The 23,449-nt window shown below is 60.9% G+C and carries 29 protein-coding genes (1 of these 29 only partly in view); 20 read left to right on the top strand and 9 right to left on the bottom strand.

The window, feature by feature from the left end:
• The first annotated feature begins 114 nt into the window (after positions 1-114).
• From ruvB to pal, 7 genes are all read left to right on the top strand, one after another.
• Positions 115-1,137: a Holliday junction branch migration DNA helicase RuvB gene (gene ruvB / locus HFP51_RS10320; protein WP_176875644.1), complete on the top strand. Its 1,023-nt coding sequence runs from the start codon at positions 115-117 to the stop codon at positions 1,135-1,137.
• Positions 1,138-1,217: 80 nt separating this feature from the next.
• Positions 1,218-1,673: a YbgC/FadM family acyl-CoA thioesterase gene (locus tag HFP51_RS10315; RefSeq protein ID WP_176875643.1), complete on the top strand. Its 456-nt coding sequence runs from the start codon at positions 1,218-1,220 to the stop codon at positions 1,671-1,673.
• A gap of 8 nt (positions 1,674-1,681) precedes the next feature.
• Complete coding sequence (gene tolQ / locus HFP51_RS10310; protein WP_255454635.1) at positions 1,682-2,377, top strand: protein TolQ; 696 nt, start codon at positions 1,682-1,684, stop codon at positions 2,375-2,377.
• Between the two features lie 3 nt (positions 2,378-2,380).
• Positions 2,381-2,911, top strand: a complete 531-nt coding sequence (locus tag HFP51_RS10305) for an ExbD/TolR family protein (protein WP_176875642.1) — start codon at positions 2,381-2,383, stop codon at positions 2,909-2,911.
• A complete protein-coding gene (locus HFP51_RS10300; protein WP_176875641.1) occupies positions 2,911-3,678 on the top strand; it encodes a cell envelope integrity protein TolA in 768 nt (255 codons plus the stop codon). The genes HFP51_RS10305 and HFP51_RS10300 overlap by 1 nt, the downstream gene beginning before the upstream one ends.
• Positions 3,679-3,692: 14 nt before the next feature.
• Positions 3,693-5,057 (top strand): Tol-Pal system beta propeller repeat protein TolB, encoded by a 1,365-nt coding sequence (tolB, locus tag HFP51_RS10295; protein WP_176875640.1) that lies wholly within the window; start codon positions 3,693-3,695, stop codon positions 5,055-5,057.
• Between the two features lie 84 nt (positions 5,058-5,141).
• The gene (gene pal, locus HFP51_RS10290) at positions 5,142-5,660 is read left to right on the top strand and encodes a peptidoglycan-associated lipoprotein Pal (RefSeq protein ID WP_176875639.1); all 519 of its coding nucleotides are present in this window, start codon (positions 5,142-5,144) and stop codon (positions 5,658-5,660) included.
• A 6-nt stretch (positions 5,661-5,666) separates the two neighbouring features.
• Here the strand turns inward: pal and HFP51_RS10285 are convergent, their stop codons facing one another.
• Both HFP51_RS10285 and HFP51_RS10280 read right to left on the bottom strand, forming a co-directional pair.
• Positions 5,667-6,764 (bottom strand): isoaspartyl peptidase/L-asparaginase family protein, encoded by a 1,098-nt coding sequence (locus HFP51_RS10285; protein WP_176875638.1) that lies wholly within the window; start codon positions 6,762-6,764, stop codon positions 5,667-5,669.
• A gap of 16 nt (positions 6,765-6,780) precedes the next feature.
• The gene (locus HFP51_RS10280) at positions 6,781-8,298 is read right to left on the bottom strand and encodes an acyl-CoA carboxylase subunit beta (protein WP_176875637.1); all 1,518 of its coding nucleotides are present in this window, start codon (positions 8,296-8,298) and stop codon (positions 6,781-6,783) included.
• Positions 8,299-8,344: 46 nt separating this feature from the next.
• On the opposite strand from HFP51_RS10280, the gene HFP51_RS10275 reads away from it, so the two are divergent.
• Positions 8,345-8,809 (top strand): GNAT family N-acetyltransferase, encoded by a 465-nt coding sequence (locus HFP51_RS10275; protein WP_176875636.1) that lies wholly within the window; start codon positions 8,345-8,347, stop codon positions 8,807-8,809.
• Here the strand turns inward: HFP51_RS10275 and HFP51_RS10270 are convergent.
• Positions 8,806-9,555: a hypothetical protein gene (locus HFP51_RS10270; RefSeq protein WP_176875635.1), complete on the bottom strand. Its 750-nt coding sequence runs from the start codon at positions 9,553-9,555 to the stop codon at positions 8,806-8,808. The genes HFP51_RS10275 and HFP51_RS10270 overlap by 4 nt on opposite strands.
• A gap of 243 nt (positions 9,556-9,798) precedes the next feature.
• Here HFP51_RS10270 and ispG point away from each other — a divergent pair, with 243 nt between their 5' ends.
• The 4 genes from ispG to HFP51_RS10250 all read left to right on the top strand — a co-directional run bounded on the left by ispG (position 9,799) and on the right by HFP51_RS10250 (position 13,176).
• Positions 9,799-10,938: a flavodoxin-dependent (E)-4-hydroxy-3-methylbut-2-enyl-diphosphate synthase gene (gene ispG / locus HFP51_RS10265; RefSeq protein ID WP_176875634.1), complete on the top strand. Its 1,140-nt coding sequence runs from the start codon at positions 9,799-9,801 to the stop codon at positions 10,936-10,938.
• Entirely contained in the window at positions 10,919-11,182 is a 264-nt protein-coding gene (locus HFP51_RS10260) for a hypothetical protein (RefSeq protein ID WP_176875633.1), read from the top strand. The genes ispG and HFP51_RS10260 overlap by 20 nt, the downstream gene beginning before the upstream one ends.
• A 69-nt stretch (positions 11,183-11,251) precedes the next feature.
• Positions 11,252-12,670 carry an NAD(P)-binding protein gene (locus tag HFP51_RS10255; RefSeq protein ID WP_176875632.1) on the top strand — a complete coding sequence of 473 codons (1,419 nt, stop codon included), beginning with the start codon at positions 11,252-11,254 and terminating at the stop codon, positions 12,668-12,670.
• 2 nt (positions 12,671-12,672) lie between these two features.
• Positions 12,673-13,176 (top strand): thioredoxin family protein, encoded by a 504-nt coding sequence (locus HFP51_RS10250; protein WP_176875631.1) that lies wholly within the window; start codon positions 12,673-12,675, stop codon positions 13,174-13,176.
• Between the two features lie 10 nt (positions 13,177-13,186).
• Here the strand turns inward: HFP51_RS10250 and HFP51_RS10245 are convergent, their stop codons facing one another.
• Positions 13,187-13,684, bottom strand: a complete 498-nt coding sequence (locus HFP51_RS10245; protein WP_176875630.1) for an Rrf2 family transcriptional regulator — start codon at positions 13,682-13,684, stop codon at positions 13,187-13,189.
• A 142-nt stretch (positions 13,685-13,826) separates the two neighbouring features.
• On the opposite strand from HFP51_RS10245, the gene HFP51_RS10240 reads away from it, so the two are divergent.
• Positions 13,827-14,759, top strand: coding sequence for a hypothetical protein (locus tag HFP51_RS10240; RefSeq protein ID WP_176875629.1), 933 nt, complete (start codon positions 13,827-13,829; stop codon positions 14,757-14,759).
• Here the strand turns inward: HFP51_RS10240 and HFP51_RS10235 are convergent.
• Complete coding sequence (locus HFP51_RS10235; protein ID WP_176875628.1) at positions 14,756-15,187, bottom strand: PaaI family thioesterase; 432 nt, start codon at positions 15,185-15,187, stop codon at positions 14,756-14,758. The genes HFP51_RS10240 and HFP51_RS10235 overlap by 4 nt on opposite strands.
• A 67-nt stretch (positions 15,188-15,254) precedes the next feature.
• Between HFP51_RS10235 and HFP51_RS10230 the strand changes: the two genes are divergently transcribed.
• The gene (locus tag HFP51_RS10230; protein WP_176875627.1) at positions 15,255-16,181 is read left to right on the top strand and encodes a DMT family transporter; all 927 of its coding nucleotides are present in this window, start codon (positions 15,255-15,257) and stop codon (positions 16,179-16,181) included.
• On the top strand, positions 16,178-16,543 hold the full coding sequence (locus HFP51_RS10225; RefSeq protein ID WP_176875626.1) for a TfoX/Sxy family protein: 366 nt from the start codon (positions 16,178-16,180) through the stop codon (positions 16,541-16,543). The genes HFP51_RS10230 and HFP51_RS10225 overlap by 4 nt, the downstream gene beginning before the upstream one ends.
• Before the next feature lie 4 nt (positions 16,544-16,547).
• Here HFP51_RS10225 and HFP51_RS10220 read toward each other — a convergent pair whose 3' ends face one another.
• Positions 16,548-17,282 carry a hypothetical protein gene (locus HFP51_RS10220; protein WP_176875625.1) on the bottom strand — a complete coding sequence of 245 codons (735 nt, stop codon included), beginning with the start codon at positions 17,280-17,282 and terminating at the stop codon, positions 16,548-16,550.
• Complete coding sequence (gene ppa / locus HFP51_RS10215) at positions 17,279-17,812, bottom strand: inorganic diphosphatase (RefSeq protein WP_176875624.1); 534 nt, start codon at positions 17,810-17,812, stop codon at positions 17,279-17,281. Before ppa ends, HFP51_RS10220 begins: the two co-directional genes overlap by 4 nt.
• Positions 17,813-18,061: 249 nt before the next feature.
• Here ppa and hisS point away from each other — a divergent pair, with 249 nt between their 5' ends.
• The 4 genes from hisS (at position 18,062) to HFP51_RS10195 (ending at position 22,427) form a co-directional block, all read left to right on the top strand.
• Positions 18,062-19,360, top strand: coding sequence for a histidine--tRNA ligase (gene hisS, locus HFP51_RS10210; protein ID WP_176875623.1), 1,299 nt, complete (start codon positions 18,062-18,064; stop codon positions 19,358-19,360).
• A 314-nt stretch (positions 19,361-19,674) separates the two neighbouring features.
• Complete coding sequence (prfA, locus tag HFP51_RS10205; protein WP_176875622.1) at positions 19,675-20,745, top strand: peptide chain release factor 1; 1,071 nt, start codon at positions 19,675-19,677, stop codon at positions 20,743-20,745.
• A 5-nt stretch (positions 20,746-20,750) separates the two neighbouring features.
• Positions 20,751-21,569, top strand: a complete 819-nt coding sequence (prmC, locus tag HFP51_RS10200; RefSeq protein ID WP_176875621.1) for a peptide chain release factor N(5)-glutamine methyltransferase — start codon at positions 20,751-20,753, stop codon at positions 21,567-21,569.
• A 276-nt stretch (positions 21,570-21,845) separates the two neighbouring features.
• Complete coding sequence (locus tag HFP51_RS10195) at positions 21,846-22,427, top strand: DUF4167 domain-containing protein (protein WP_176875620.1); 582 nt, start codon at positions 21,846-21,848, stop codon at positions 22,425-22,427.
• Between the two features lie 9 nt (positions 22,428-22,436).
• Here the strand turns inward: HFP51_RS10195 and HFP51_RS10190 are convergent, their stop codons facing one another.
• Positions 22,437-22,748, bottom strand: a complete 312-nt coding sequence (locus tag HFP51_RS10190; RefSeq protein ID WP_176875619.1) for a hypothetical protein — start codon at positions 22,746-22,748, stop codon at positions 22,437-22,439.
• Positions 22,749-22,919: 171 nt separating this feature from the next.
• Here HFP51_RS10190 and HFP51_RS10185 point away from each other — a divergent pair, with 171 nt between their 5' ends.
• A complete protein-coding gene (locus tag HFP51_RS10185; RefSeq protein WP_176875618.1) occupies positions 22,920-23,348 on the top strand; it encodes a CBS domain-containing protein in 429 nt (142 codons plus the stop codon).
• Positions 23,349-23,370: 22 nt separating this feature from the next.
• Here HFP51_RS10185 and HFP51_RS10180 read toward each other — a convergent pair whose 3' ends face one another.
• On the bottom strand, positions 23,371-23,449 hold the final stretch of the coding sequence (locus HFP51_RS10180) for a lipopolysaccharide biosynthesis protein (protein ID WP_255454634.1). 1,400 nt of this gene lie beyond the right edge of the window; only the last 79 of its 1,479 coding nucleotides appear in the window; its start codon lies off the right edge, out of view; it ends in the stop codon at positions 23,371-23,373.

Below are 23,449 nucleotides of genomic sequence, written 5' to 3'. Positions count from 1 at the left end.
TCCTGCCCAGGAGGCTCAACGGCCTACGCCTCCCATCCCGCGCCGACCGCTCACATTGTTGCCGCTCATCACAATGGTCTTGCTGATCTGCGTGATAATCGGGATTATCATCCGATGACTGATAGCGATCGCATGGTGGCGCCCGAGCGCAAGGCCGAGGATATCGATGCCGCGCTGCGCCCGAAGACGCTGGCGGAGTTTATCGGCCAGAAATCGGCCTGCGATAATCTGCGCGTGTTTATCGAGGCCGCGAAAAGCCGCTCCGATGCACTCGACCATGTCATGCTGTTTGGCCCGCCGGGGCTCGGCAAGACGACATTGGCGCAGATCGTGGCGCGCGAGCTGGGCGTCGGCTTCCGCGCGACATCCGGCCCGGTGATCGCGAAATCCGGCGATCTCGCCGCGCTGCTCACCAATTTAGAGGATGGCGATGTCCTGTTTATCGACGAGATCCACCGGCTGAATCCGGCGGTCGAGGAAATTCTCTATCCGGCAATGGAAGATCGCGCGCTGGACCTGATCATCGGCGAAGGGCCCTCGGCCCGTTCGGTGCGGATCGATCTACCGCAATTCACCCTGGTCGGCGCAACGACCCGCCAGGGGCTGATCACGACGCCGCTGCGCGATCGTTTCGGGATACCGGTGCGGTTGAATTTCTACACGGTGGAGGAGCTCGAAAAGGTGGTGCGCCGCGCGGCGGCACTGCTGGAGCTGGCGATCACCGATGATGGCTCCCGCGAAATCGCGGCCCGGGCGCGCGGCACGCCGCGTATTGCCGGACGGCTTCTGCGCCGGGTGCGGGATTTTGCCAATGTCGATGGGGTGAGCGAGGTCGATGCGAAATCGGCCGATGCCGCGCTTAACCGGCTGGAAGTCGATGCGCTAGGGCTCGATCTGATGGATCGGCGTTATCTGATGATGATCGCCGATATCTACAAAGGCGGGCCGGTGGGTGTTGAGACGCTGGCAGCAGGCCTTTCCGAGCCGCGTGACACGATCGAAGAGGTTATCGAACCCTATCTGATCCAGCTTGGCCTCGTTGCCCGGACTGCGCGTGGGCGCATGCTGAATGCCAAAGGCTGGAAGCATCTCGGGCTCAATCCTCCCAAAGACGCAGCAGACAGTCTGTTTGATTAGCGCGCCAACCGGTTCCCGCACCGCGATAGCCCGAAAATCCATGCTTTTCCGGCGAGTCCGGCCCGGCTAAGGCTGGTAGCATGAGCGATGAAATACGTGACCGGGCCCTATCCGGCTATTTCGATGGCAAGCATCATCGCTTTCCCGTGCGCGTCTATTTTGAGGACACGGATTTGTCCGGCATCGTCTATCACGCCAATTATCTGCGCTTCATGGAGCGGGCCCGGTCCGATATGCTGCGCTTGACGGGCATCGATCAACGGGCGCGGATGGAGGCAGGCGAGGGGGCCTATGCGGTTGCCGATCTGGCGATCAAATACCGGCTCCCGGCCAAGCTGGATGACGATCTGGTCGTGGTCAGCCATGTGAAGGGAGTGCGCGCCGCCAGCTGTGCCATTCATCAGCGAGTCATGCGCGGTAGCGACATACTCACCGAAGCGGATGTGACAGCGGCATTGGTCGCGCCTTCGGGACGGCCAACACGGCAACCGCGCGAATGGATTGAGGCATTCAAGCGCTTGGAAATAGGAGAATAATAACCGCTATGGGAGGATTCGATTTCGGCGCGAGTGAATCGCTGATGAACCCGCTGACCCTGTTCCTGCAGGCCGATATTGTCGTCAAACTGGTGATGGTCGGGCTGTTGCTGGCCAGTATCTGGACCTGGGCCATCATTATCAGCCATGGCCGCAAGATTGGCGGCATGCGCAAGAAAAGCGAACGCTTCGAGCGCGATTTCTGGCGCGCAGAGGATATTGACCGCTTTTTTGACGCACGCGGCGGTGACGATAATTCGGCGGCGAAAGTGTTCAGCGCCGGCCTTGCCGAATGGCGGCGTTCCACGAAAAACGGTACCATCGATCGCCCGGGTACCCGGCAAAGGCTGGCAACCGCCATGGGCGCGGCGGTTGCCGCAGAAATGGACAAGCTCTCCGATCGATTGAATATCCTTGCAACAGTCGGCGCGGTTGCGCCCTTTGTCGGCCTGTTCGGCACGGTCTGGGGCATTATGCGCGCCTTTACCGATATTGCGGGCCAGGCATCGACCAGCCTCGATGTGGTCGCGCCGGGCATTGCCGAGGCGCTATTTGCAACGGCACTCGGCCTGTTCGCGGCCATTCCCGCCGTGATTGCCTATAACCGGCTCACGCACGGCCTGAACCGGCTCGAGGCGCGGTTGACCCGGTTTGCCGACGGCTTGCATGCGACCCTGAGCCATGAACTGGAAGGTGCACGTTAGGCGATGGCGATGATGCTCCCCTCCCAATCGATACGCGGTCGCCGTGCGCCGATGGCGGAGATCAATGTCACGCCTTTTGTCGATGTGATGCTGGTGCTGCTGATCATCTTCATGGTGACGGCCCCCTTGCTCGCGTCGGGCGTGCCAGTGCAGCTGCCGGAAAGCCGCGCGGGCGCATTGGATCAGGAATCCGAACCCACCCAGATTGCCATTGACGGCACCGGCCAGATCTTTGTCGACGATATTGCGATCAATGACGTTGAGCTGGCGTCGACGCTCTCGGCCATTGCGCAACAACCTGCGGGTCCAGAGGGCCATGCGGTCTTCCTGCGGGCCGACACCGATCTCGATTATGGTCGGGTCATGCTGGTCATGGGCGAACTCAACCGGGCCGGGCTCAATCGCATTTCACTGTTGACGACATCGCCGGGCGATGGCGCCTTGCCGCAGAGCGATACCAGCGATGATGGCGATGCAGAACCGGCAGCGGACGATGTCGAGCTGCTCGACCCTGTCGATGTGGAGCCGATCTGATGGAGCGCTCGGAACGGATTGCGCTTGGTGCGGCGGCCATTGGCCATGTCGCGCTGTTCGCGGTCCTGTCCTTCACCCTGCTGACGCGCGACGAGGTTCCGCGGCGTGAGGCTGTGGCCGTGACATTGAGTGATGATATTGGCGAATTTGCATCCGCTGCGGATCGGCCCGCCCCGGCCGCCGAGCGTCGCGATCTGGACGATGATCTCGATCCGATGACGCAGCCCGAGGTTGAACCGCTGCCACAACCCAGCGTGACCCCGAAACCGCCAGACCCACGCCCGGCCGAGCGCCGCACCGAACGCCGGCCCGAGCCGCGCACGCAACCCGAGCGCCGCCCTGAGCAGCGCCGGTCGTCACGGATTTCCGGTATCACGGATGGTATCGGTACGACCAATGACAGCGGCACCTCCCGGTCTCAGGCGGCAGTAACCGGTGCGGATCGATCCAATCTCATCAGCCGGATCGTGAATGCGGTAAGGCCTTGCTACAATCTGGGCTCACTGAGCGGCACGGCCGCAGAAGATATTGTGGTGCGCCTCCGGATCCAGCCCGATCGCGATGGTTCGCTCAGTCGCAATCAGGTGAGTGTGCTTGGTGCACGCGGCGTATCGGGCGGCAATCGCCAATATCAGGCGCAGATGATCGAGGCGGCGCGCGCTGCGGTTCTCAATCCGCGCTGCCCCTTGCCGCCGCTTCCCGACGCGCTCTACGAAAATGGCTGGAGCGATGTCGTCCTGAATTTCATCCCAGCGCAATTGACCTGAGGAGCATGCCTATCATGTCCGTTTCCATTCCCTCTTTTTCGGCTCTTCGCCGGTTTGCGCTGTGCATTGGTCTTGCTTTCGCGGGCAGCGCCGCACTGGCTCAGGATGAGGCGAGCTCCGGTCCGATCGAAGGCGATGTGGTTGGCGGGATCTCCAACCCGACTGCAATTGCCGTGCCCGATATGCCGACCCCTCGCGCTGTCGGCACCCCGGCTGGCAACACCGAAGATCTCGGCCGGCAAGTCGCCCGTGTGATCGAAGAGGATCTGCGCAATTCGGGCTTTTTCAATCCGGTCGAACGCCAGTTCCTGCGCGATGTCACCATGCCGCAGGTTACCGCGCCCGCTTATCCGGCCTGGAACCAGGTCGGCGCGCAAAATCTTGTCCAGGGCTATGTTCAGGCGGGCACCAATGGCCGGCTGACGGTCGGCTGCTATTTGTATGACGTTTTCGCCCAGGCGCCGCTGGAGCGCGCTGGCTATGAAGTCGATTATGCCGATTGGCGGCGCGCGGCGCATCGCTGTGCGGATATGGTCTATGCCCGGCTGACCGGCGAGGGCGCTTATTTTGACAGCCGCATCGTTTATGTCGCCGAAAGTGGCCCCAAGGATAATCGCGTGCGGCGGATCGCGGTGATGGACACCGACGGTGCCAATCACCGCTTCCTTACCAACGGCCAGTCGATTGTGCTGACACCGCGCTTCGCGCCGGACGGCCGGACGATCACCTATATGAGCTATCTCAACGATGAGCCGCGCGTATATATCTATGACGTAGAGAGCGGCCGCCAGAGGCTGCTCGTCGACGCGCCCTATATGACCTTCGCGCCGCGCTATTCGCCGGACAGCCGCTATGTTGTCTTCTCCATGGCGGTGAATGGTAACAGCGACATCTATCGCGTTCCTGTGTCGGGCGGCCGGGCGACCCGACTGACGAACACGCCCGGCATCGATACGAGCGGAAGTTATTCTCCCGATGGTCGCCGAATTGTCTTCGAAAGCGATCGATCCGGCGGGCAGCAGCTCTACGTGATGAATGCCGACGGATCGAACCAGCGCCGCATCAGCTTTGGCGGCGGTCGCTATGCCACTCCCGAATGGAGCCCGCGCGGCAATCTGATCGCCTTTACCCGGCTGGGCGGCGGATTCCGGATCGGCGTCATGCGGCCTGACGGGTCCGGCGAACGGATTTTGACCAATAGCTGGCAGGATGAAGGGCCAAGCTGGGCACCCAATGGCCGGGTCATTCATTTCTTCCGAACCCCGCGCGGCAATGCCTTGCCCAGCCTCTGGTCCGTCGATGTGACGGGGCGGATGGTGCGGCGTTTGCCGACGCCGGTGGGCGCTTCGGATCCCTCCTGGTCGCCGTTGCGCAACTGATTATCGTGCAACTCTATTGACTCCCGCGCGTTAATTGGCGGCATAATGCGGGGCCGCGTCGCAAGTAAGAAGAGGATTGGACCTATGACTCAGATATCCAGAACCGCCATTTTCATGGTTGCCGGATCCGCGCTTGCGCTTGGCGCCTGCTCCCGCGATGCACCGGAAGACCTGCCGCCGCCGCCGGTCGGCACGACGGGCCCGGATACGACCAACACAGGCCCAACCGGTCCAATCCCTGGCAGCCGTGAGGATTTCCTCGCCCAGGCCGCAAGCGACACGATATTCTTCGAAACCGATTCCTATGACATCGATCCGGAAGATCGGGCGATTCTCGATTCGCAGGCAGCGTGGCTGGTGGCCAACCCATCGGTGCGGGTCACGATCGAAGGTCACTGCGACGAACGCGGGACCCGCGAATATAATCTCGGCCTTGGCGAGCGACGCGCCAATGCTGCGGCCAATTACCTTGCCGCGCGCGGCGTCACATCCAACCGGATGACCGTGATCAGCTATGGCAAGGAACGGCCGGTTGCACTCGGTTCTGACCCGGCAAGCTGGGCGCAGAACCGACGTGCGGTGACGGTAGTGCCGGTCGGCTAGGCGGGCCTATTCGTCGCCATAAATGGCGATGCTCGCCTCAATCTCGCTGCCGGCCATGCCGCGATACATGCCGGGTGTGGTGAAGGAATAGGTGCCGGTGCCCCAGGGCGTTGCGACGATCACGCCGCCCGATCCGCCAAGCCCGGCCATCTCGGCAAGCACGGCGTCGGCAATCTCCTGGATATCGGATTCCGCCAGGCCGAATTCGCTCGCATGGACATAATATTCGGGAATGCCGTCCCCATCCATCGGTACCGAGGCCCGGGCTTCGGCCAGGCGCTGCTCAAAGCGGACGCGGATCTGGGTGCAGATCTCATGGGCGACGCCAACCCGGATGAAATATTCGCCAGTGCCGGTCGCAGAGACCGCGCAGCCGCGATTATCGGCATAGGTGCCCGCGCCGATCACCGGCGAATCGCCGATCCGGCCCCAGCGTTTGCCGGTCATGCCGCCGGTTGAGGTGGCCGCGGCCATATTGCCATTGAGATCGACCGCCACGGCGCCAACCGTGCCATATTTGAAATCGGCCCGATAATCGCTGAGCCCGGCCGTCTCGGCGGCGCGCATTGCTTCAAGCTGTTCGCGGCGGCGATCGGTTTCGAACCAGTCATTGCCGACCTGCTCCAGGCCTTGTTCGGCGGAGAATTGATCGGCTCCAGACCCACTCAAAAACACATGCGGCGAGTTGGTCATCACGCGGCGAGCAAGGGTCACCGGATGGCGGGTTTGGGTGGAGCCGGTAACAGCACCCGCGGATCGCGTCGTCCCGTCCATGATCGATGCATCATGCTCGATATCGCCATCATAGGTGAACACCGCGCCGCGCCCGGCGTTGAAATTGGGATTGTCCTCCATGACGCGCACCGTGGCCTCGATCGCATCCATTGAAGAGCCGCCATTGCGCAGGATCGCACTGCCGGTTTCCAGCGCTTCGGTCAGCGCGGTGCGGATCTCGCTATCTTGCGCCTCAGTAAGCCGATCGCGCTCGATCACACCGGCGCCGCCGTGGATCACCAAGGTCCAGCGGCCTTCCACCGCCGGTTGGGCTGCGGCGATGCTGGTCCATAGCAGCGCGGAAAGGGCGGTAATCAGTCCAAGGCGCATGATGGTCTCCTCACACTCAGCCCAGCTTGCGCCAGGCCAGATCGGCAAATTCACACAGCAGCGGCCGGGTGTCACGCGGATCGATAATGTCTTCGACGCTGAAATGCTCGGCGGTTCGGAAAGGCGATGTCACCGCCTCGAGTTTCGCCTTGATCTCGTCAAGCCGCGCCGCCGGATCATCGGCTGCTTCGATATCGCTCTTATAGGCGGCTTCCAGCCCGCCCGCGATGGGCAGCGACCCCCAGTCCCCGCTCGGCCAGGCAAAACGATATTGGAAGCGCTCTGCGTTGCTCATCGCGCTGCCGGCGATCCCATAGGCGCGGCGGACGATGACGCTCGCCCAGGGCACGCTTGCCTTGTAGACCGCGTTCATTGCCTCAACGCCGTAGCGGATCGTACCGGTGCGTTCCGCCTCGACCCCGACCATGAAGCCCGGATTGTCGACCAGGTGGACGACCGGCAGATGAAATTGTTCGGCAAGCTCGGCAAAGCGTTTCACCTTCTGGCTGGTCAGCGCTTCCCACGACCCGCCGAGGAAGGAGGGATCATTGGCGAGCACGGCAACCGGCCAACCGTCCAGGCGGGCAAAGGCCGTGATCGCAGCCCGGCCCCAGCGCTTGCCCATTTCGAAGATGCTGCCCTTGTCGAACACCGATTCCATGATCGTGCGCATCGAATAGACCTGCTTGTCGTCGCGCGGGACGATGGAGAGCAGTTTCTCGTCGCGGCGTTCGACAGGATCATGATTGGTCCAGCGATCTGCGCGGCTATCTACATTGCTCGGCAGATAGGAGAGGAAGCGTCGGGCGACGGCAAAGGCCTCGTCTTCGCTCGCGACTTCTTCATCGACCACCCCGTTGCGGGTATGGATATCCGTGCCGCCCAGGCCTTCCTTGTCGACATCTTCACCGATTGCCTGCGCCACCACGGGCCCGGCGGCAAAGAGCTGCGACAGGCCTTTGACCATGACGGAATAATGGCTGGCAACGGTGCGGGCTGCGCCCATGCCGGCCGTTGGCCCAAGCGCCAGGGCGACCACGGGAACCGTTTCCTGGTTCTTCATGATGTCTTCCCAGCTCGGCACCGCCGGGACATAGGTGAAACCGGTCATTTCCAGTGTCTTGACCGAACCGCCGCCGCCCGTGCCATCGATCATTCGGATCATGGGGATGCCCATCTCATGCGCCATCTTCTCGCACTGGACGAATTTGCGATGCAGGGCAGCATCAGCAGCGCCGCCACGGACCGTGAAATCATCGGCGCTGGCAACGACGGGGCGATTATCGATATTCGCCCGGCCAAATATCAGGTTCGATGGCGTTGCATGGACCAGCTCGTCATTTTCGTCATACTCGCCGCGTCCGGCAATCTTGCCGATCTCGCGAAAGCTCCCGGGATCGACCAGCCGTTTCAGCCGCTCGCGCGGATCGAGCTTGCCGCGATTATGCTGACGGGAGACCTTCTCTTCACCGCCCATTTCCTCGGCATACGCCTCGCGTTGCCGCAGTTCTTCAATCTCTTTTTTCCAGCTCATGGCTTGGGCTTAGCAATGGCGGGCGAGCAAGGCTATCATTTGACGCATGGATGATTTCACGATCCGGACCGACGATCTCACCGATCCGCGCGTGCTGGCGCTGCTTGACTATCACCTTGCCGAGATGGTGCGCGTATCGCCGCCCGATGGGGTCAATGCACTCCCACTCGACGGGCTAAAGGATCCGGGCGTGACCTTTTTTACGCTATGGCAGGATGAAGACCTGGCCGGGTTTGGCGCGCTCAAGCGGGTCAGCGCCGATCATGCAGAACTGAAGTCTATGCGCACGGCTCCGGCCTTTCTCCGCCGCGGTGTTGGTGAAGCGATCTTGTGCCACCTGATCGATGCGGCACGCGGTTTTGGCTACCAACGGCTCAGCCTGGAAACCGGAAGGACAGCTGATTATGACGCTGCCCGCGCCCTTTATCGCAAATATGGCTTTGCGGATTGCCCGCCATTTGCCAGCTATCGCGATGACGGCTTCAGCCAGTGCATGACGCGCCGTATCTAGCCGGAGACGCCACTATCTTCACGCGTCAGTCCTGGCGAAGCATCATGCGTTTGTTCGCGTTCGAGATCGTAGATTGCGACAGTGAGGAAGAAGGCCAGGCAGATCATACCGAACTCGCCGCCATCCTCAACAAAGGTGATGATCTCCAATCCGATAGGGCTGTGCTCTCCCCATGAGACGATCAGATCGACGCCAACCCCGAACACCGCAGTTCCGGCGATGATTGCCGACAGCAACAGCATGTGACTGACCTGCCGTAGCTGACCCCGGGTGACGGTGCGTGCCAAACCGGCCAGCCAGATCAACCCTATCGCACCGAACAGGATCGCTTCGCCCAGATGATTGGGCTCGAGATTGGATGGAGAAAAATCTGCCAGGGCCGGACCCAGCTGATGGCCAAATCGTTCATGGATCTCAATGCTGTTGTCGAGCGTCAGCCAGATGAAGAGTAGGGCGTTGACCAGATAAGCTTCGCAACGGTTCGTCCGCCACAGGAGGAACAGCATCACCGCAATGCTCAAGGTGAGAGAATATTCCAGCCATTCGCCAAAGCCGCCATCGCTCGCAAGACTGAACTGAACGGGAAGCGGCGCGTCGGTAATTGCTCCATAGTGACGGGCAACATCAAGCCCGATCAATATGCCGGCATAGGGCAGGATCAGCAGCGCGGCGGTTAGGACGGCCCTGGAGCGCCAGGCGTCTTGCGCTGCGCAGTAGAGGTCACGGAGTAGCGCTTGGGGGCGCATGACATCATTCTCATTCTCCCCCCCAAGGCGGATTAGAGTCGCTGGCACCTGTCTGTTTGGGTCGGTGCCTGCGAAATGATGGTTCTACATAAGTACAAATAATTCCGCCCTGAAGAGAAAAGATGTTTAACATCAATATTATGTAGTTAATCGCGCAAGGGAGAGGCTTATCCTTTCCCTCTCGCACTTTGCGGTGCGAGCCGCTATTTAACGCGAAACCACCCTTTTTGGAGTGATGGATCAATGACCGCGGAAAGTGCGTCCCTGCGCCCCTGGAGAGATATTGCGCGCCGCCAGTCGCGTCAGATCATGGTTGGCAATGTGCCGGTCGGCGGCGATGCGCCGGTCACGGTGCAGACGATGACCAACACGCCGACGTCCGATGTCAAAGCGACGGTGGATCAGATTCGCCGCTGCGAGGAAGCCGGTGTCGACATCATCCGCGTGTCTTGCCCGGATGTGGAATCGACCGCTGCGTTCAAGCAGATCACCCGGGCGGCCAAGGTGCCGATCGTCGCCGATATTCATTTCCACCATAAGCGCGCACTCGAAGCCGCGGACGGCGGGGCCGCCTGCCTCAGAATCAATCCCGGCAATATCGGCAGCGAAGAGCGCGTCAAAGAAGTCATCGCGGCGGCCAAGGCCAATGGCTGCGCTATCCGGATCGGCGTCAACGCCGGCAGCCTCGAAAAGGATCTGCTCGAAAAATATGGCGAGCCCTGTCCCGAAGCGCTGGTCGAAAGCGCGCTCGATCATATCAAGATCCTGCAGGACCATGATTTCCATGACTTCAAGGTCGCGGTGAAAGCATCGGACGTATTCCTCGCGGTGTCGGCCTATATGGGCCTTGCCGACGCGGTGGATTGCCCCCTGCATCTTGGCATTACCGAGGCTGGCGGCCTGATCGGTGGTACGGTGAAGAGCGCGATCGGCATCGGCAATCTTTTATGGGCCGGGATCGGCGATACGATCCGGGTGTCGCTCTCGGCGGAGCCCGAGGAAGAGGTTCGCGTCGGCTATGAGATACTCAAGAGCCTCGGCATCCGCACCCGCGGCGTCCGGGTCGTGTCATGCCCGAGCTGCGCGCGCCAGGGCTTTGATGTGATCCGCACGGTACAGACGCTGGAAGAACGATTGCAGCACATCAACACGCCGCTCTCACTCTCGGTGCTGGGCTGCGTCGTCAACGGGCCGGGCGAAGCACGTGAAACCGATATCGGCATCACCGGCGGTGGGGCAGGCAAGCATATGGTCTATCTCTCCGGCGTCACCGATCACCACGTCCAGGATGGCGATATGATCGAGCATATCGTGTCCCTGGTTGAAGCAAAGGCGGCGGAAATCGAAGCGGCCGAGAAGGATCATGCCGAGGCAGCCGAGTAAATCGACCGAGCGATCGCTTGAACCGCGCCGCGCTGCCTTTCCAGCGCGTGCAGCCCGTGCCGCCGCGATCGGAGCATTGGCGGTCGGCGCAACAGCCATCGGCGCACTGGCCATTGGCCGCCTCGCCATCGGATCTGTTGGTATTCGCAAAGCCAAGATCGATCGTCTCAAAGTCCGTCATCTCGAAATCGATGAGATTGTCGTGCGCAAGATCGAAGCGCCTGATGACGATTCCGCACGATAACAGCTACCCAACACCCATCCGCCACTCTACGCCTCCACCTGCGATTCTGGGGCCGCAAAAGGAACTTCAATGGCCGATTATGAAACCGATTATCTGATCATTGGTGCGGGCGCGGTTGGCATGGCCTTTGCCGATACGCTGCTTGATGAGACGGATGCACATATCACCTTTGTCGATCGGCACGCCAAGCCGGGCGGCCATTGGAATGATGCGTATCCCTTTGTCGCGCTCCACCAGCCATCGGCTTTCTATGGCGTGAACTCCACGCCGCTTGGCGCGCCGGAAAAGGATGTGATCGGCCTGAACAAGGGCTTTTACAGCCTTGCGACGGGCTCCGAAGTGGCCGCCTATTATGACACCATCATGGCCCGCCGTTTTCTCCCAAGCGGCCGTGTCTCTTACTTTCCGCTGTCCAACTATCTCGGCGACGGTCGATTTGAATCGATCCTTTCGGGCAAGGAATCCAGTATCGATATTCGCGGCAAGACGGTGGATGCCACCTATTACGGCACAACTGTTCCCGCTACCCACACGCCGAAATTCGAGGTCGCCGATGATGTCCGGCTGGTGCCGCCCAATGCTCTGCCCGATCTCTGGCAACAGCCTGAGGCCGTCCCGTCCCAATTCGTTATCCTTGGCGCGGGTAAAACCGCGATGGATGTGGGTGTCTGGCTGATCCAGGCCGGCGCTGATCCTGACAGCATCGTCTGGGTACGCCCGCGCGATACCTGGATGCTGAACCGGTCACGGACCCAACCGGGTATCGAATTTTTCGAGGGCACGATCGGCGGCCAGGTCGCGATCATGGAGGCACTGGCCAAGGCCGAAAATGCCGAGGATCTGTTTGACCGGCTGGAAGCTGATAAAGTGATGTTGCGCCTTGATCCCGATGTGCGCCCGGCGATGTTCCATTATCCGACTATCTCGGAAGCCGAAGTTTATATCCTCCGCACCATCAAAAATGTGGTCCGCAAGGGTCATGTCCAGCGGATTGAACCGGGCATTATGCACTGCGCTGAAGGCAATGTGGATACCGCAAGCGACGCATTATTTATCGATTGCACCGCCACTGCGGTGGAACGCCGCCCGGTCGTACCGCAATTCCAGGGCGATCTCATAACCCTGCAGATGATCCGCGTGCCGCAGCCGGCGTTCAGCGCCGCGCTCACCGCCTATCTCGAAGCCAATTACGAAGATGACGCGACCAAGAACAGCCTGGGCCAGCCGGTGCCGTTGCCCGATGGCATTGATACCTATCCCCGGGCGAACCTCGTCAACATGATGAACCAGTTCCAATGGTCGCAGCAGCCCGAGCTCCAGGAATGGATGATCAAGGCGCGGCTCGATGGCTTTGGCAAGACGATTGCCGCTGTATCGCCAGCCGATAGCGAGAAACAGGCGCTTCTCGGTCGTTTTCGAGACAATGCCGAGGCCGCGATTGCCAACCTGCCCAAGCTGATTGCGCAGGAAGTCAAAGAGGACGCCTAGCGATGCTGAGACGCGGACTCTTTGCCTGCATGGCACTGGTGATGGCAGCGGCTTTGCCGTTCGCCGCGCCCGCCGCCGAAGCCGAGGCGGAGCATCCCGAAGCCCGGCCCTTTGACGAAGCCCGCCCGGCGCTGGCCGATGTCGCGATGGCGCTGGCCCGTGCCGCGATAAACCGTAAGCGTGTCCTGCTCGTGATGGGCGCCAATTGGTGCCATGACAGTCGCGGCCTCGCCGGCTGGTTCGAGAGGCCACGCTTCGCCGCTATGCTGGACCGCCGCTATGAGCTGGTGTTTGTCGATGTCGCTCAACCGCAAGAGGGTAACGGACGTAATATCGATATCGCCCGGCGCTTCGGCATCGACGAAATCACCGGCACGCCCACCGTCCTCGTCCTGTCTCCGGAAGGCGCGCTCCTCAACCCCGAAACCGCACCCACCTGGCGCAATGCCGCCAGCCGCACCGACGACGAAATCTTCACCTATTTCGACGCGTTCGAACCGGAATAGAGTGCGCAGCCTAACCCAGCGCTACCGCTTCCTGTTCCAGCCATGCACCAACATCTTGCAGATGCGCGGTCGGCAATTCTGCGACGACGCCGGCGGCGATGGTGGTGAGCGATACGGATCGGAGATGATCGCGCAGCAGGGTTTCGGCGTGATAAAAGGCAGCGGCAATTGCGCAGGTTTGGCGGCATTGCTCGGGCTTTGCGCCGCATGGTCCGTTTTGCCGGATCTCGGTACAGGCAAAGGCCGGTGCGCTGCCTTCGATCGCGGCCATGATGTCCCATAGCGTAATCTTGTCGGCTGTTCTGGCGAGGCGATAGCCGCCCTGTTTACCGCGGGTTGCCTGGACAATGCCGGCCTTGGAGAGCGCTTGCATCTGTTTCGCCATATAGGCGGCTGGCACCCCGTGATAACGGGCCAACGCCTCGGCCCGCAGCCCTTTGCCGGGCGGTAATGCGCACATCAGAGAAGCCGCATGGGCCGCCCATTCTACGCCTTTGGAAATCTGCATCCTCGCTCCGTTCCCGCTAATTGCGATATTCTATGTCCGATTATAAGCGCGCCGCGCCAATTTTCCATCGGCTCGTTTCCAGATGCTCCATTGACACATTCTCCTTATTCGGACAAATGATATCCGAATAAGGAGAATGAGAATGTCCGGTCCCTATGACGCGCTCGATCGCCTGGCCCAGATCATCATCGCGCTGGTCGCCCTGTTTGCACTCGCCAATGGCGCCTTCATGCTGCTCGCGCCGCTCGATTGGTATTATGCCGTGCCCACTGTGCCGCCGACCGGGCCTGCCAATACGCATTTCATCGCCGATATCGGGCTGGCCTATCTGGCCGCCGCGCTGATGCTCGCTTATGCGGCGAAGGATCCCAAGATGCGGTGGATGGCGGCGCTGGCGGGTGTGTTGTGGCTCTTCGCCCATGGCATCTTGCATATCTATGAGCTGATCGTCGGCATCTGTTCGCCCGATCGCTTCATTCAGGACGTTCCCGGCGTGCTCGGCCCGCCGATCATGGTGTTGGTCGCGGTCGGCATATTGATCGTCCGCCAGCGCATCTCGCCCGCCGGCATGCCGAGCTGGCTGTTCATGATGGCCGCCGGCGACAAGATCGATGAAAGCGAGCAGGCCTATCTCAAGGCGCTGGTGCGTGCGCCGGGCGGGGCGTTTGAAAAGTTCACCCATTTCATGCCGGCCTCGATGCATCGCCACTCGGCACCTGCGGACCTGTTTCACATCGCCCGGTTCGGCGCGACGCTGGCTGAGGATTGCGGGCCCTGTGCGATGACCTGCGCGCAATGGGCGCTGGTCGACAAGATCCCGCGCGATACAATCAACAAGGCGCTCGCCGGTGGTGGGGAGCTGGAGGGCGATGAGGCGCTGGCCTTCCGCTTTGGCGAGGCGATCGCGACCCAATCGGATGCCGCCTTTGAACTCGGCGATCAGATTGAAGAAAGCTATGGCGAAACGGTTCGGCTCGAGCTCGCGGCGTCCGCAGCCATGGTGCGCAGCTATCCGGCCATGAAGCGCGGGCTGGGACTGTCTCGAGCCTGTTCGACGATGAAACTGGCGGTCTAGTCGGTTCCGCCCTTATCGGGGATCGACTGGCCAACACTGAAGGTTGCGCCGACCAGCGCGCACACTTCGCCGTCAGCCAGCACCCGGCCTTGGGCGCTGTCGATATTCTTGCCCGGCTTGATGAAGGTCGTTTCAAATTCGAGCCATTGGCCGATCCGGGCGGCGCGCACGAAATCGACATGCAGGCTGATCGTCACCAGGCCGGAAACATTCTCATGGCTGGCAGCGCAGGAGAGGCCCATCGCATTATCGGCGAGCGCGGTGATCAAGCCGCCATGGACAAAGCCGCGCGAATTGCAGTGCTGGCTATCGGCTGTGATGCCAAGGATAACCGCCATGTCGGTGCGCTTGTAGAAAAGCGGCTCCCAGGGATCGGTGAGTGGGCTCTTGCGAAAATGGGGTGCGAAGCCATCCGGCGGGCTCGTCATATCTGTCGATGTCCTTCCGCACCCGACTTACCAAATTGGGGCCTCGCCGCAAGGCGATAGCGCCGCTATGGCGACCAGTATGAGCAGCCAGGCCGCCCCCGAATCGCACCCGATTATCATGCCGGTGCTCATGGTCCTGGCGGGTCTCGCCTTCTTTTCGGCGATGGACGCGGTGATGAAGGATCTCTCGATCACGCTTGGCGCCTATAACGCCGTCCTGTGGCGCTATGCTGCGGGTGTCGTCTTCATGTTCGCGCTCTATTTCGGGCGACCGCGCCGGCGACCGAGCCGGGCTTCCATGCGGCTCTACATGATCCGCGGCGTACTGATTGCCGTGATGGCCTTCCTATTCTTCTGGGGCCTGGTGCGGGTTCCGCTCGCCGAGGGCGTGGCGCTATCCTTCATCGCCCCGCTGATGGCGCTCTATCTCGCGGCTGTGTTGCTCAAGGAGCGCATCGGCAAGAACGCGATCTTCGCGTCATTGCTCGGCATTGCCGGTGTGGTGGTGATCGTGATCGGCAAGATGGGCAGCGAGTTTGGCCCGGACGCCCAATGGGGAATCGCCGCGATCCTGTGTTCGGCGACGGCCTATGCCTATAACCTCGTGCTCCAGCGGCAGATGGCGTTGATCGCCGGGCCGGTCGAGATTGCCTTTTTCCAGAACATTATCGTTTTTGCCTGCCTGTTGCTGGTCGCGCCGTTCTTCGCGGTCGTGCCGGATCTCGATGTCTGGCCTGCGCTCTCGGGTGCCGCCGCGCTCGCCATCGTATCGCTGTTGCTGGTGACCTGGGGCTATGCGCGGGCCGAGGCGCAATATCTGGTGAGCCTTGAATATAGCGCGTTCATTTGGGCGGCGATCCTCGGCTGGTATTTCTTCGGCGAAGCGGTGACCTGGACGACAATCGCCGGCACGGTGCTGATCGTTTCGGGCTGCTTGCTGGTTGCCTGGCGGCGGCCGAAAAAGGCGGAGATGGTGGAGGCGGCGGTATCATGAGTGTCGATGAAGGCCTGGTAGAATGGGTGACAGAATGCCTCGAGCCCCTCGGCACGGTCACGATGCGCAAGATGATGGGCGGCGCGGTGCTCTATTGCGAGGGCGTCGTTTTCGCGCTGGTTGATGATGGCGATCTCTATTTCAAAAGTGATGCCACGAACGAGGCCGCATTTGAGGCGGAGGGCCTCGGCAAGTTCGAATTCACCGGCAAGGACGGCAAGATCGGCACGATGAATTATCGGCGGGCACCGCTCGATGTGTATGACGATCCCGATGCGATGCGCGAATGGGCACGATTTGGTATCGAAGCGGGCGAGCGGGCACCGAAGAAAAAGCCGCGCAAGAAGAAATCCAGAAAGTAGAGCGCTATTCGGTCGGCTCCTCGGCGGACTGCACATCGGCGACCAAAGCGCGCGGGTTCATACGGATGATCGCATAAAGGAACGCAACCACGAACAGCGCGAGCCAGCTGATCGCCGATCCCTGGATTGTCACCGACACATATTCGTCGCGGATGATCAGCGCCATGGTGCCGACGCCGCCCAGCGCGACCAGCGCGCCAAACACATATCCCATGCCGCGATGCCGGGTCAGCAATACGCCGATCGCGATCGCCCCGATGCCCAGCAGCGTGAATTTGGCGCGCACCGCCGGTATCAGCCAGTTAATCTCGCCCTGGCTGCCGGGCAGCCCGTCCATGATCATGAACAGCCAAAAGCCTTCGATCTGATCGAAGATCGCCGCCGCAGCGACTGCTGCGATCCCAACTGAGGCGAGCGAACGGCCATAGCCGCGCAGCGCCAGAAGCGCGCAGATCAGAAAGGCCGAATAGGCCGGAATGAACAGCAGTGCATCGACCCAGGTCGCATGGCGCATCGCCACCACAAAGGGCTCGGTGCAGGGCGCAGTACCAAATAGCGCCGCGACATCGGCGGGATTACGCACCAGTTCAAAGGCAATGATCGACCCCAAATTGCTGGCGTCCAGGTCCGGCGCGCAGCCCTCGATATTGGGGATCATGCCAAAATAGAGGCTGATGCCGATCACGATCAGCCCGGCGCCTGCGCACCGCCACCACCAACTGCGTTCGGTATCACTCATGTTTTTTGCTCCGCGCGTTCGATGCTCTCGACGACAATCCGGCGCGCCTCTTCTGCGTCGCCCCATTTGCCGACCCGCACCCATTTTTCGGGTTCAAGATCTTTGTAGTGGGTGAAGAAATGCTCGATCTGCTGCATCACGATCTCGGGCAAATCGCCGCCTTCGCCGATTGAGCGGTAATAGGGGAAGGTCGCATCGATCGGCACACAGAGCAGCTTCTCATCGCCGCCATGCTCATCCTCCAGGTTGAGGACCGCGATCGGGCGACAGCGCACAACGCAGCCGGGCATGAAGGGTGAGCGCGCAACCACCAGCGCGTCGAGCGGGTCGCCATCGGGCGATAATGTGTGCGGAATGAAGCCGTAATTGGCCGGGTAGCGCATCGGCGTATGGAGGATGCGATCGACAAATAGCGCACCGCTTTCTTTGTCGAATTCATATTTCACCGGCTCGCCGCCCACCGGCACTTCGATGATCACATTCAGGCTGTCAGGCGGATTATCGCCAATCGCTATCCGGTCGATATTCATGAGACGAGTCTCTAATAGCTCGGCACACAAAAAGCGATTGTGCGTTTTCATAAATCCGTTTGTTTCGAGCGTAGGTCGAGCGAAGCCGAGACCGAAGTCGAGAAGGCGCATCGACAGTGTCTCGACAGGCGCGCCTCGGCTTCGCTCGACGCTGCTCGACATCATCGGAGTAGAGGAATCACTGATAGTATGCAGTTGCAATACGCTGCCGTCTTTCCCCCGCGCCGAAAAACTCTTAAGGCCGCGCCCATGGGAAAGAATACCCCTCACGCAATCCGCGGGACGCAGGACATGCTCGGCGAAGAGGCCGAACGGTTCCAGCATGTCGTGGATACCTTCGATCGGGTGCGGCGGCTCTACGGCTTTGGCCGGGTCGAGGTGCCGGTGTTCGAGCAGACGGCGGTGTTTGCGCGGTCGCTCGGTGAGACCACCGATGTGGTGTCGAAGGAAATGTATTCGTTCGAGGATCGCGGCGGCGATTCCCTGACGCTGCGCCCGGAATTTACGGCCGGCATAGCGCGCGCCTATCTCACCAATGGCTGGCAGCAATTTGTGCCGCTCAAACTGGCGACCCATGGCCCGCTGTTCCGCTATGAGCGCCCGCAAAAGGGCCGTTTCCGGCAGTTCCATCAGCTCGATGCCGAGATTATCGGAGCAGCCGAGCCGGCGGCCGATGTCGAATTGCTCGTCATGGCGGATCAGCTCCTTAGCGAACTCGGCATTTCTGATGGCGTGACGCTGCAACTCAACACGCTCGGCGATAGCGCGACGCGGGACGCCTGGCGCGATTCGCTGGTTACCCATTTCGAAGCGCATAAGGGCGATCTGTCCGAAGACAGTCAGGATCGGCTGACCCGCAATCCGCTGCGCATTCTCGATTCCAAGGACAAGCGCGATCGGCCGATTGCCGATGCGGCGCCGGGCATCGACGATGTGATGAGCGACGAGGCGGCTGCGTTTTTCGATGCCGTGACGTCCGGGCTCGATGCGGCGGGCGTTGCCTGGGAGCGTAACGCCCGGCTCGTGCGCGGGCTCGACTATTATCGTCATACGGCGTTTGAGTTTGTGACGGACAGGTTGGGTGCGCAGGGTACGGTACTCGGCGGTGGCCGCTATGATGGGTTGATCGAAGCGCTCGGCGGGCCCGAGACGCCGGCGGTTGGTTGGGCTGCGGGGATTGAGCGGTTGGCGATGTTGATCGATGCGAAAGATTTGCCGGGCAAGTTGTTGATTGCCGTTATTCCAGACCATCCATCCATGGAGAACGAGGCCAATCGGCTGGCGACCCACCTTCGCGTTCGCGGATACAGCACGTTTACTGTTTTGAGAGGGAGCGCGAAGAAGCGAGCAGACAAGGCAAGACGAGCGGGTGCCGCCGGCATATTGTTTGTCCGAGACGAGGACGATCCGAACCGGAGATTGCACCTGACTGATCTGTCTGATGGCAACGTTGACGCGGAAGATTTCTTGATGGACGTTCTCGGAAATCTCCCGGAGCCATATCATCAACTTGAAGGTAGTGACCACACCGGTTTTCGAGTTCTATGACCATTCTTGCTCAATCAGTCTGCGAATCAGATAGTACCCGTCATGCTGAACTTGTTTCAGCATCCACTCGTCAACCGGCACCATCTTAGCGAGTTGAGAAGTAGACCCTGAAACAAGTTCAGGGTGACGAGACATTGCTTTATTCCGCGGAAGTGAAACATAGCTGCCATGACCACCATCTCCACTCACCGTCATTGCGAGCGTAGCGAAGCAATCCAGGGCAGTTCACGCCACACTGGATTGCCGCGTCGCCCCGAAACAGGTTCGGGCCTCCTCGCAATGACGCAAGAGTTCAATCGGACCGGGCGCCCTTCATGACCACCATCTCCACCGACAAGATCGATTCGATCCTTTCGCGCCATGAAGAGCTGCAGGGCCAGATGGCGGCGGGTGATCTGGCGCCCGACAAATTTGTCGAGCTTTCCAAGGAATATTCCGAGCTTGAGCCGGTTGCCGAAACCGCGCGGGAGCTGAAACGGTTGCGGGAAGAATTGGCGGCGCTCGACGAGATGCTCGCCGATCCGGAAATGAAGGAAATGGCGGAGGCTGAGGCCGAGGAGCTGAAGGCCGCGATTCCCGATGCCGAACGCTCGCTCGCGGTGAAGCTGTTGCCCAAGGATGCCGCCGATGATCGGCCGGCGATGCTTGAACTGCGCGCCGGAACGGGTGGCGACGAAGCCGCGCTGTTCGCGGGCGATCTTCTGCGCATGTATCAGCGTTATGCCGAGGAACAGGGTTGGGGTTTTGAACTGATTTCGACCAGCGGCGCGGATGTCGGCGGCTATAAGGAAGTCGTTGCGAACGTCACCGGCAAGGGTGTGTTCGCCAAGATGAAATTCGAAAGCGGCGTGCATCGCGTGCAGCGCGTACCGGTCACCGAAAGTGGCGGCCGCATCCACACATCGGCAGCAACCGTGGCCGTGCTGCCCGAGCCCGAGGAGGTGGATGTCCAGATCGACGAAGCTGATCTCCGCATCGATGTGTTCCGCGCGTCCGGCCCTGGCGGTCAATCGGTGAACACCACGGATAGCGCCGTGCGTATCACCCATGTGCCGACCGGGATCGTGGTCAGCCAGCAGGATGAAAAGTCGCAGCACAAGAACAAGGCGAAGGGCATGAAGGTGCTCCGTGCGCGGCTCTATGAGCATGAGCGGGCGATTGCTGAAGCCGAATATGCCGGTGCGCGCAAATCCATGGTGGGTTCGGGCGATCGTTCCGAGCGTATCCGGACCTATAATTTCCCGCAGGGCCGGGTCACCGATCATCGGATCAACCTGACCCTGCATCAGCTGCCGCAGATCCTTGAAGGCCAGCTGGATGAGCTGGTTGGCGCGCTGATTGCCGAAGATGAGGCTGAGCGGCTCGCCCATATCGACGAGGGCTGAGCGCGATGACCGTCCGCGACGCGCTGCGCGCGGCGAGCGCGCGGCTGGCAAAGACCAGCGATACGGCGCGGCTCGATGCAGAATTATTGATGGCGCATGCACTCGGCACCAGCCGGGAGGCGATGCTGCTCAATGCGCTGGACGCACCCCGCCCGGATGAATTTGATGCGCTGGTCGCGCGGCGTCTGACACATGAACCGCTGGCCTATATTCTCGGCCAGCGTGAGTTTTGGAGCCTGGATTTTCGCGTCGGTCCCGGCGTGCTGATCCCGCGGCCCGATAGCGAAACCTTGATCGAGGCAGCGGTGAAGGCATTGGGCAATCGTCCACCGGCCATGATTCTCGACCTCGGCACCGGTTCGGGCGCCCTGCTGCTGGCCGCGCTCAGCGAATGGCCGGAGGCGAGGGGTATCGGCATCGATACGTCCGAAACCGCGCTCGATTATGCCCGGCGCAATGCCGAGCGGTTGGGCCTGGCTGATCGCGCGCTGTTCCGGATCGGCAACTGGGGGGAGGGCGAGACGGAGCGTTTCGATTTGATCCTCTGCAATCCACCCTATGTCGATCCTGCCGACACGCTGATGCCGGATGTGGCCGATTTCGAGCCCGAATCCGCGCTCTACGCAGATGACGCAGGGCTGGCCGATTACCGGGATATTGTTCCGCAACTTGCCAATCTGCTGACCGCTGAAGGATTTGCGTGTCTGGAACTGGGTGCAGGACAGGCGGGGCATGTGGCCCGAATCTGTGCGCAACAGGGCCTGAAAAGCGCGGTTCGGGCCGATTTGGCCGGCCATGACCGCTGCCTCCTTATCCACAGATAGAGTCTGACCGCCGCTATTATTTTGCTTGCAATTGGCAAAACGTAGCGGATATGGCGATGGACGGAACGGAGGTTCCATCAGCTCACAGCGTTGAAACCTTCACCCCATGATCTCCATCGTCATACCGCTGATGTCCGGCGGTGCTGGCACCGGGACCGGTTTTACCGGCCCTGTGGGGATATGTATCCGAGCGGCCGGGATGGGCCCGGCTGACGAAGCAGCGCGCAGAGGTGCACGCTTTTTCCGGAAACGAAGGACTGAGGATTTTTAGCCTTGATGAATAATCGCAATTCGGGTCGTCGTCGCAGCCGCGGCGGTCGCTCCAACAATCGTGGGCCGAATGACGGAAACCGGTTGGACAATCGCGCACGTGGCAATGCCAATCAGCTGTGCGAAAAGTACAAGTCCATGGCGCGCGATGCGCACCAGCAGGGCGATCGGGTGATGAACGAATATTATCTTCAGTTCGCCGATCACTATTTCCGCGTCCTCGCCGAAACGAATTTGCGCAAGGAAGAGCAGAAGCGCGAGCGCGAAGAGGCCAAGGCAAAACAGCGCGGCCAGGACGGCGACAAGCGCGACGATCAGCATCAGTCTGGCAAGCAATCCGACGATCAGTCCAAGAAGCACAAGCCGCGCTCTCGCCGTGGCGATGATGCGGCCCCGGCGGAAGCCACGACAGATGAGCAGAGCATCGAGGCCGATCGGCTGCCTGCAGCAATTGCGGTTGATGCGTCCGATGATGAAGCTGACGGCGCTCAGCTCAACGGATCTTCGGAGAAGAAGCCAGCACGGCGTTCACGCTCCACGAAGAAGCCGTCGGATGACGACGACAAGAGCGCGGCGGCCGAAGCCTAAACGGTTTGCCTAAGGTTTGAGATTGCGATGCTGGGCGCTCTTCTTGCCCTGCGCATCGACTTGCTCATCATGGCCCGAGCCTGAGCTGAGGAAAACCAGTCCCATCAGAGCAGCCGCCATGAAGACGGTGAGGCTGACGCCCAGCACCGTTGCCAGCGCAATGGCAATCGTCATGCCGCCAATGAAATAATACATCCAACCCAGCGCAACGAGCCCGGTCAGCACCGATACGACCGCCATCGCCTTTAATATGCGGCGAAAGCGTCTCCACGCGAATTCTGAATAGTCGGGATCGTCGAGCGATGATTGGCTGTCTGTCATTTCTATCATTTGGGCGCTGTGGACTGCATCATCAAGCGCGACAGGGCGAAACTGACCAGGCGAGCGCACGGGCCCACCGAACATTCGCGCGTACCGGGATATCGGCGGGCACCTTTTCTTTGCGTCCGAAAAAGCGCATCATTGGTCCCGCAAGCGATTGGGAGAGACGCTATGACGATCAGCCTCATTCTGGAAAATCGCGACTATGACACGATCACGGCGACCCCGGACATGACAGTGTCGGACGTGGTGAAGCTGTTCGCTGACAAACGGATCGGCGCGGTTCCGGTCGTCGAAGGTGTCGAGGTTGTCGGCATCATGTCCGAACGCGATCTCGTGCATTGTGTGGCGCGCGAAGGCCGGGACGGTATCGACAAATCGGTAGCCGACGTGATGACCTCACCACCGATAACCGTGGATCCGGACTATAATATCCTTGCGGCACTGGGCCTGATGACGCGGCGGCGGATTCGCCATTTGCCGGTCGTGAAGGACGGCGCGATGATCGGCTTTGTGTCTATCGGCGATCTCGTCAAATATCGGATGGATCGTATCGAACAAGATGCGCAGGCGATGCGCGACTATATTCAGACTGTCTGAAGCCGGAGCGCCCGCAGCGCGACTAAGCCGGTGCGGCCTGCCGTTTGACGATCAATGCCCACATGTCGGTGACCAGGCTGCGCGCAAATATCAGCAACAAG

The organism is Parasphingopyxis sp. CP4 (assembly GCF_013378055.1).
Classification (GTDB): domain Bacteria; phylum Pseudomonadota; class Alphaproteobacteria; order Sphingomonadales; family Sphingomonadaceae; genus Parasphingopyxis.
The sequence above is the reverse complement of the archived record's forward strand: the minus strand, read 5'-3'. Positions and strand labels throughout refer to the sequence as shown.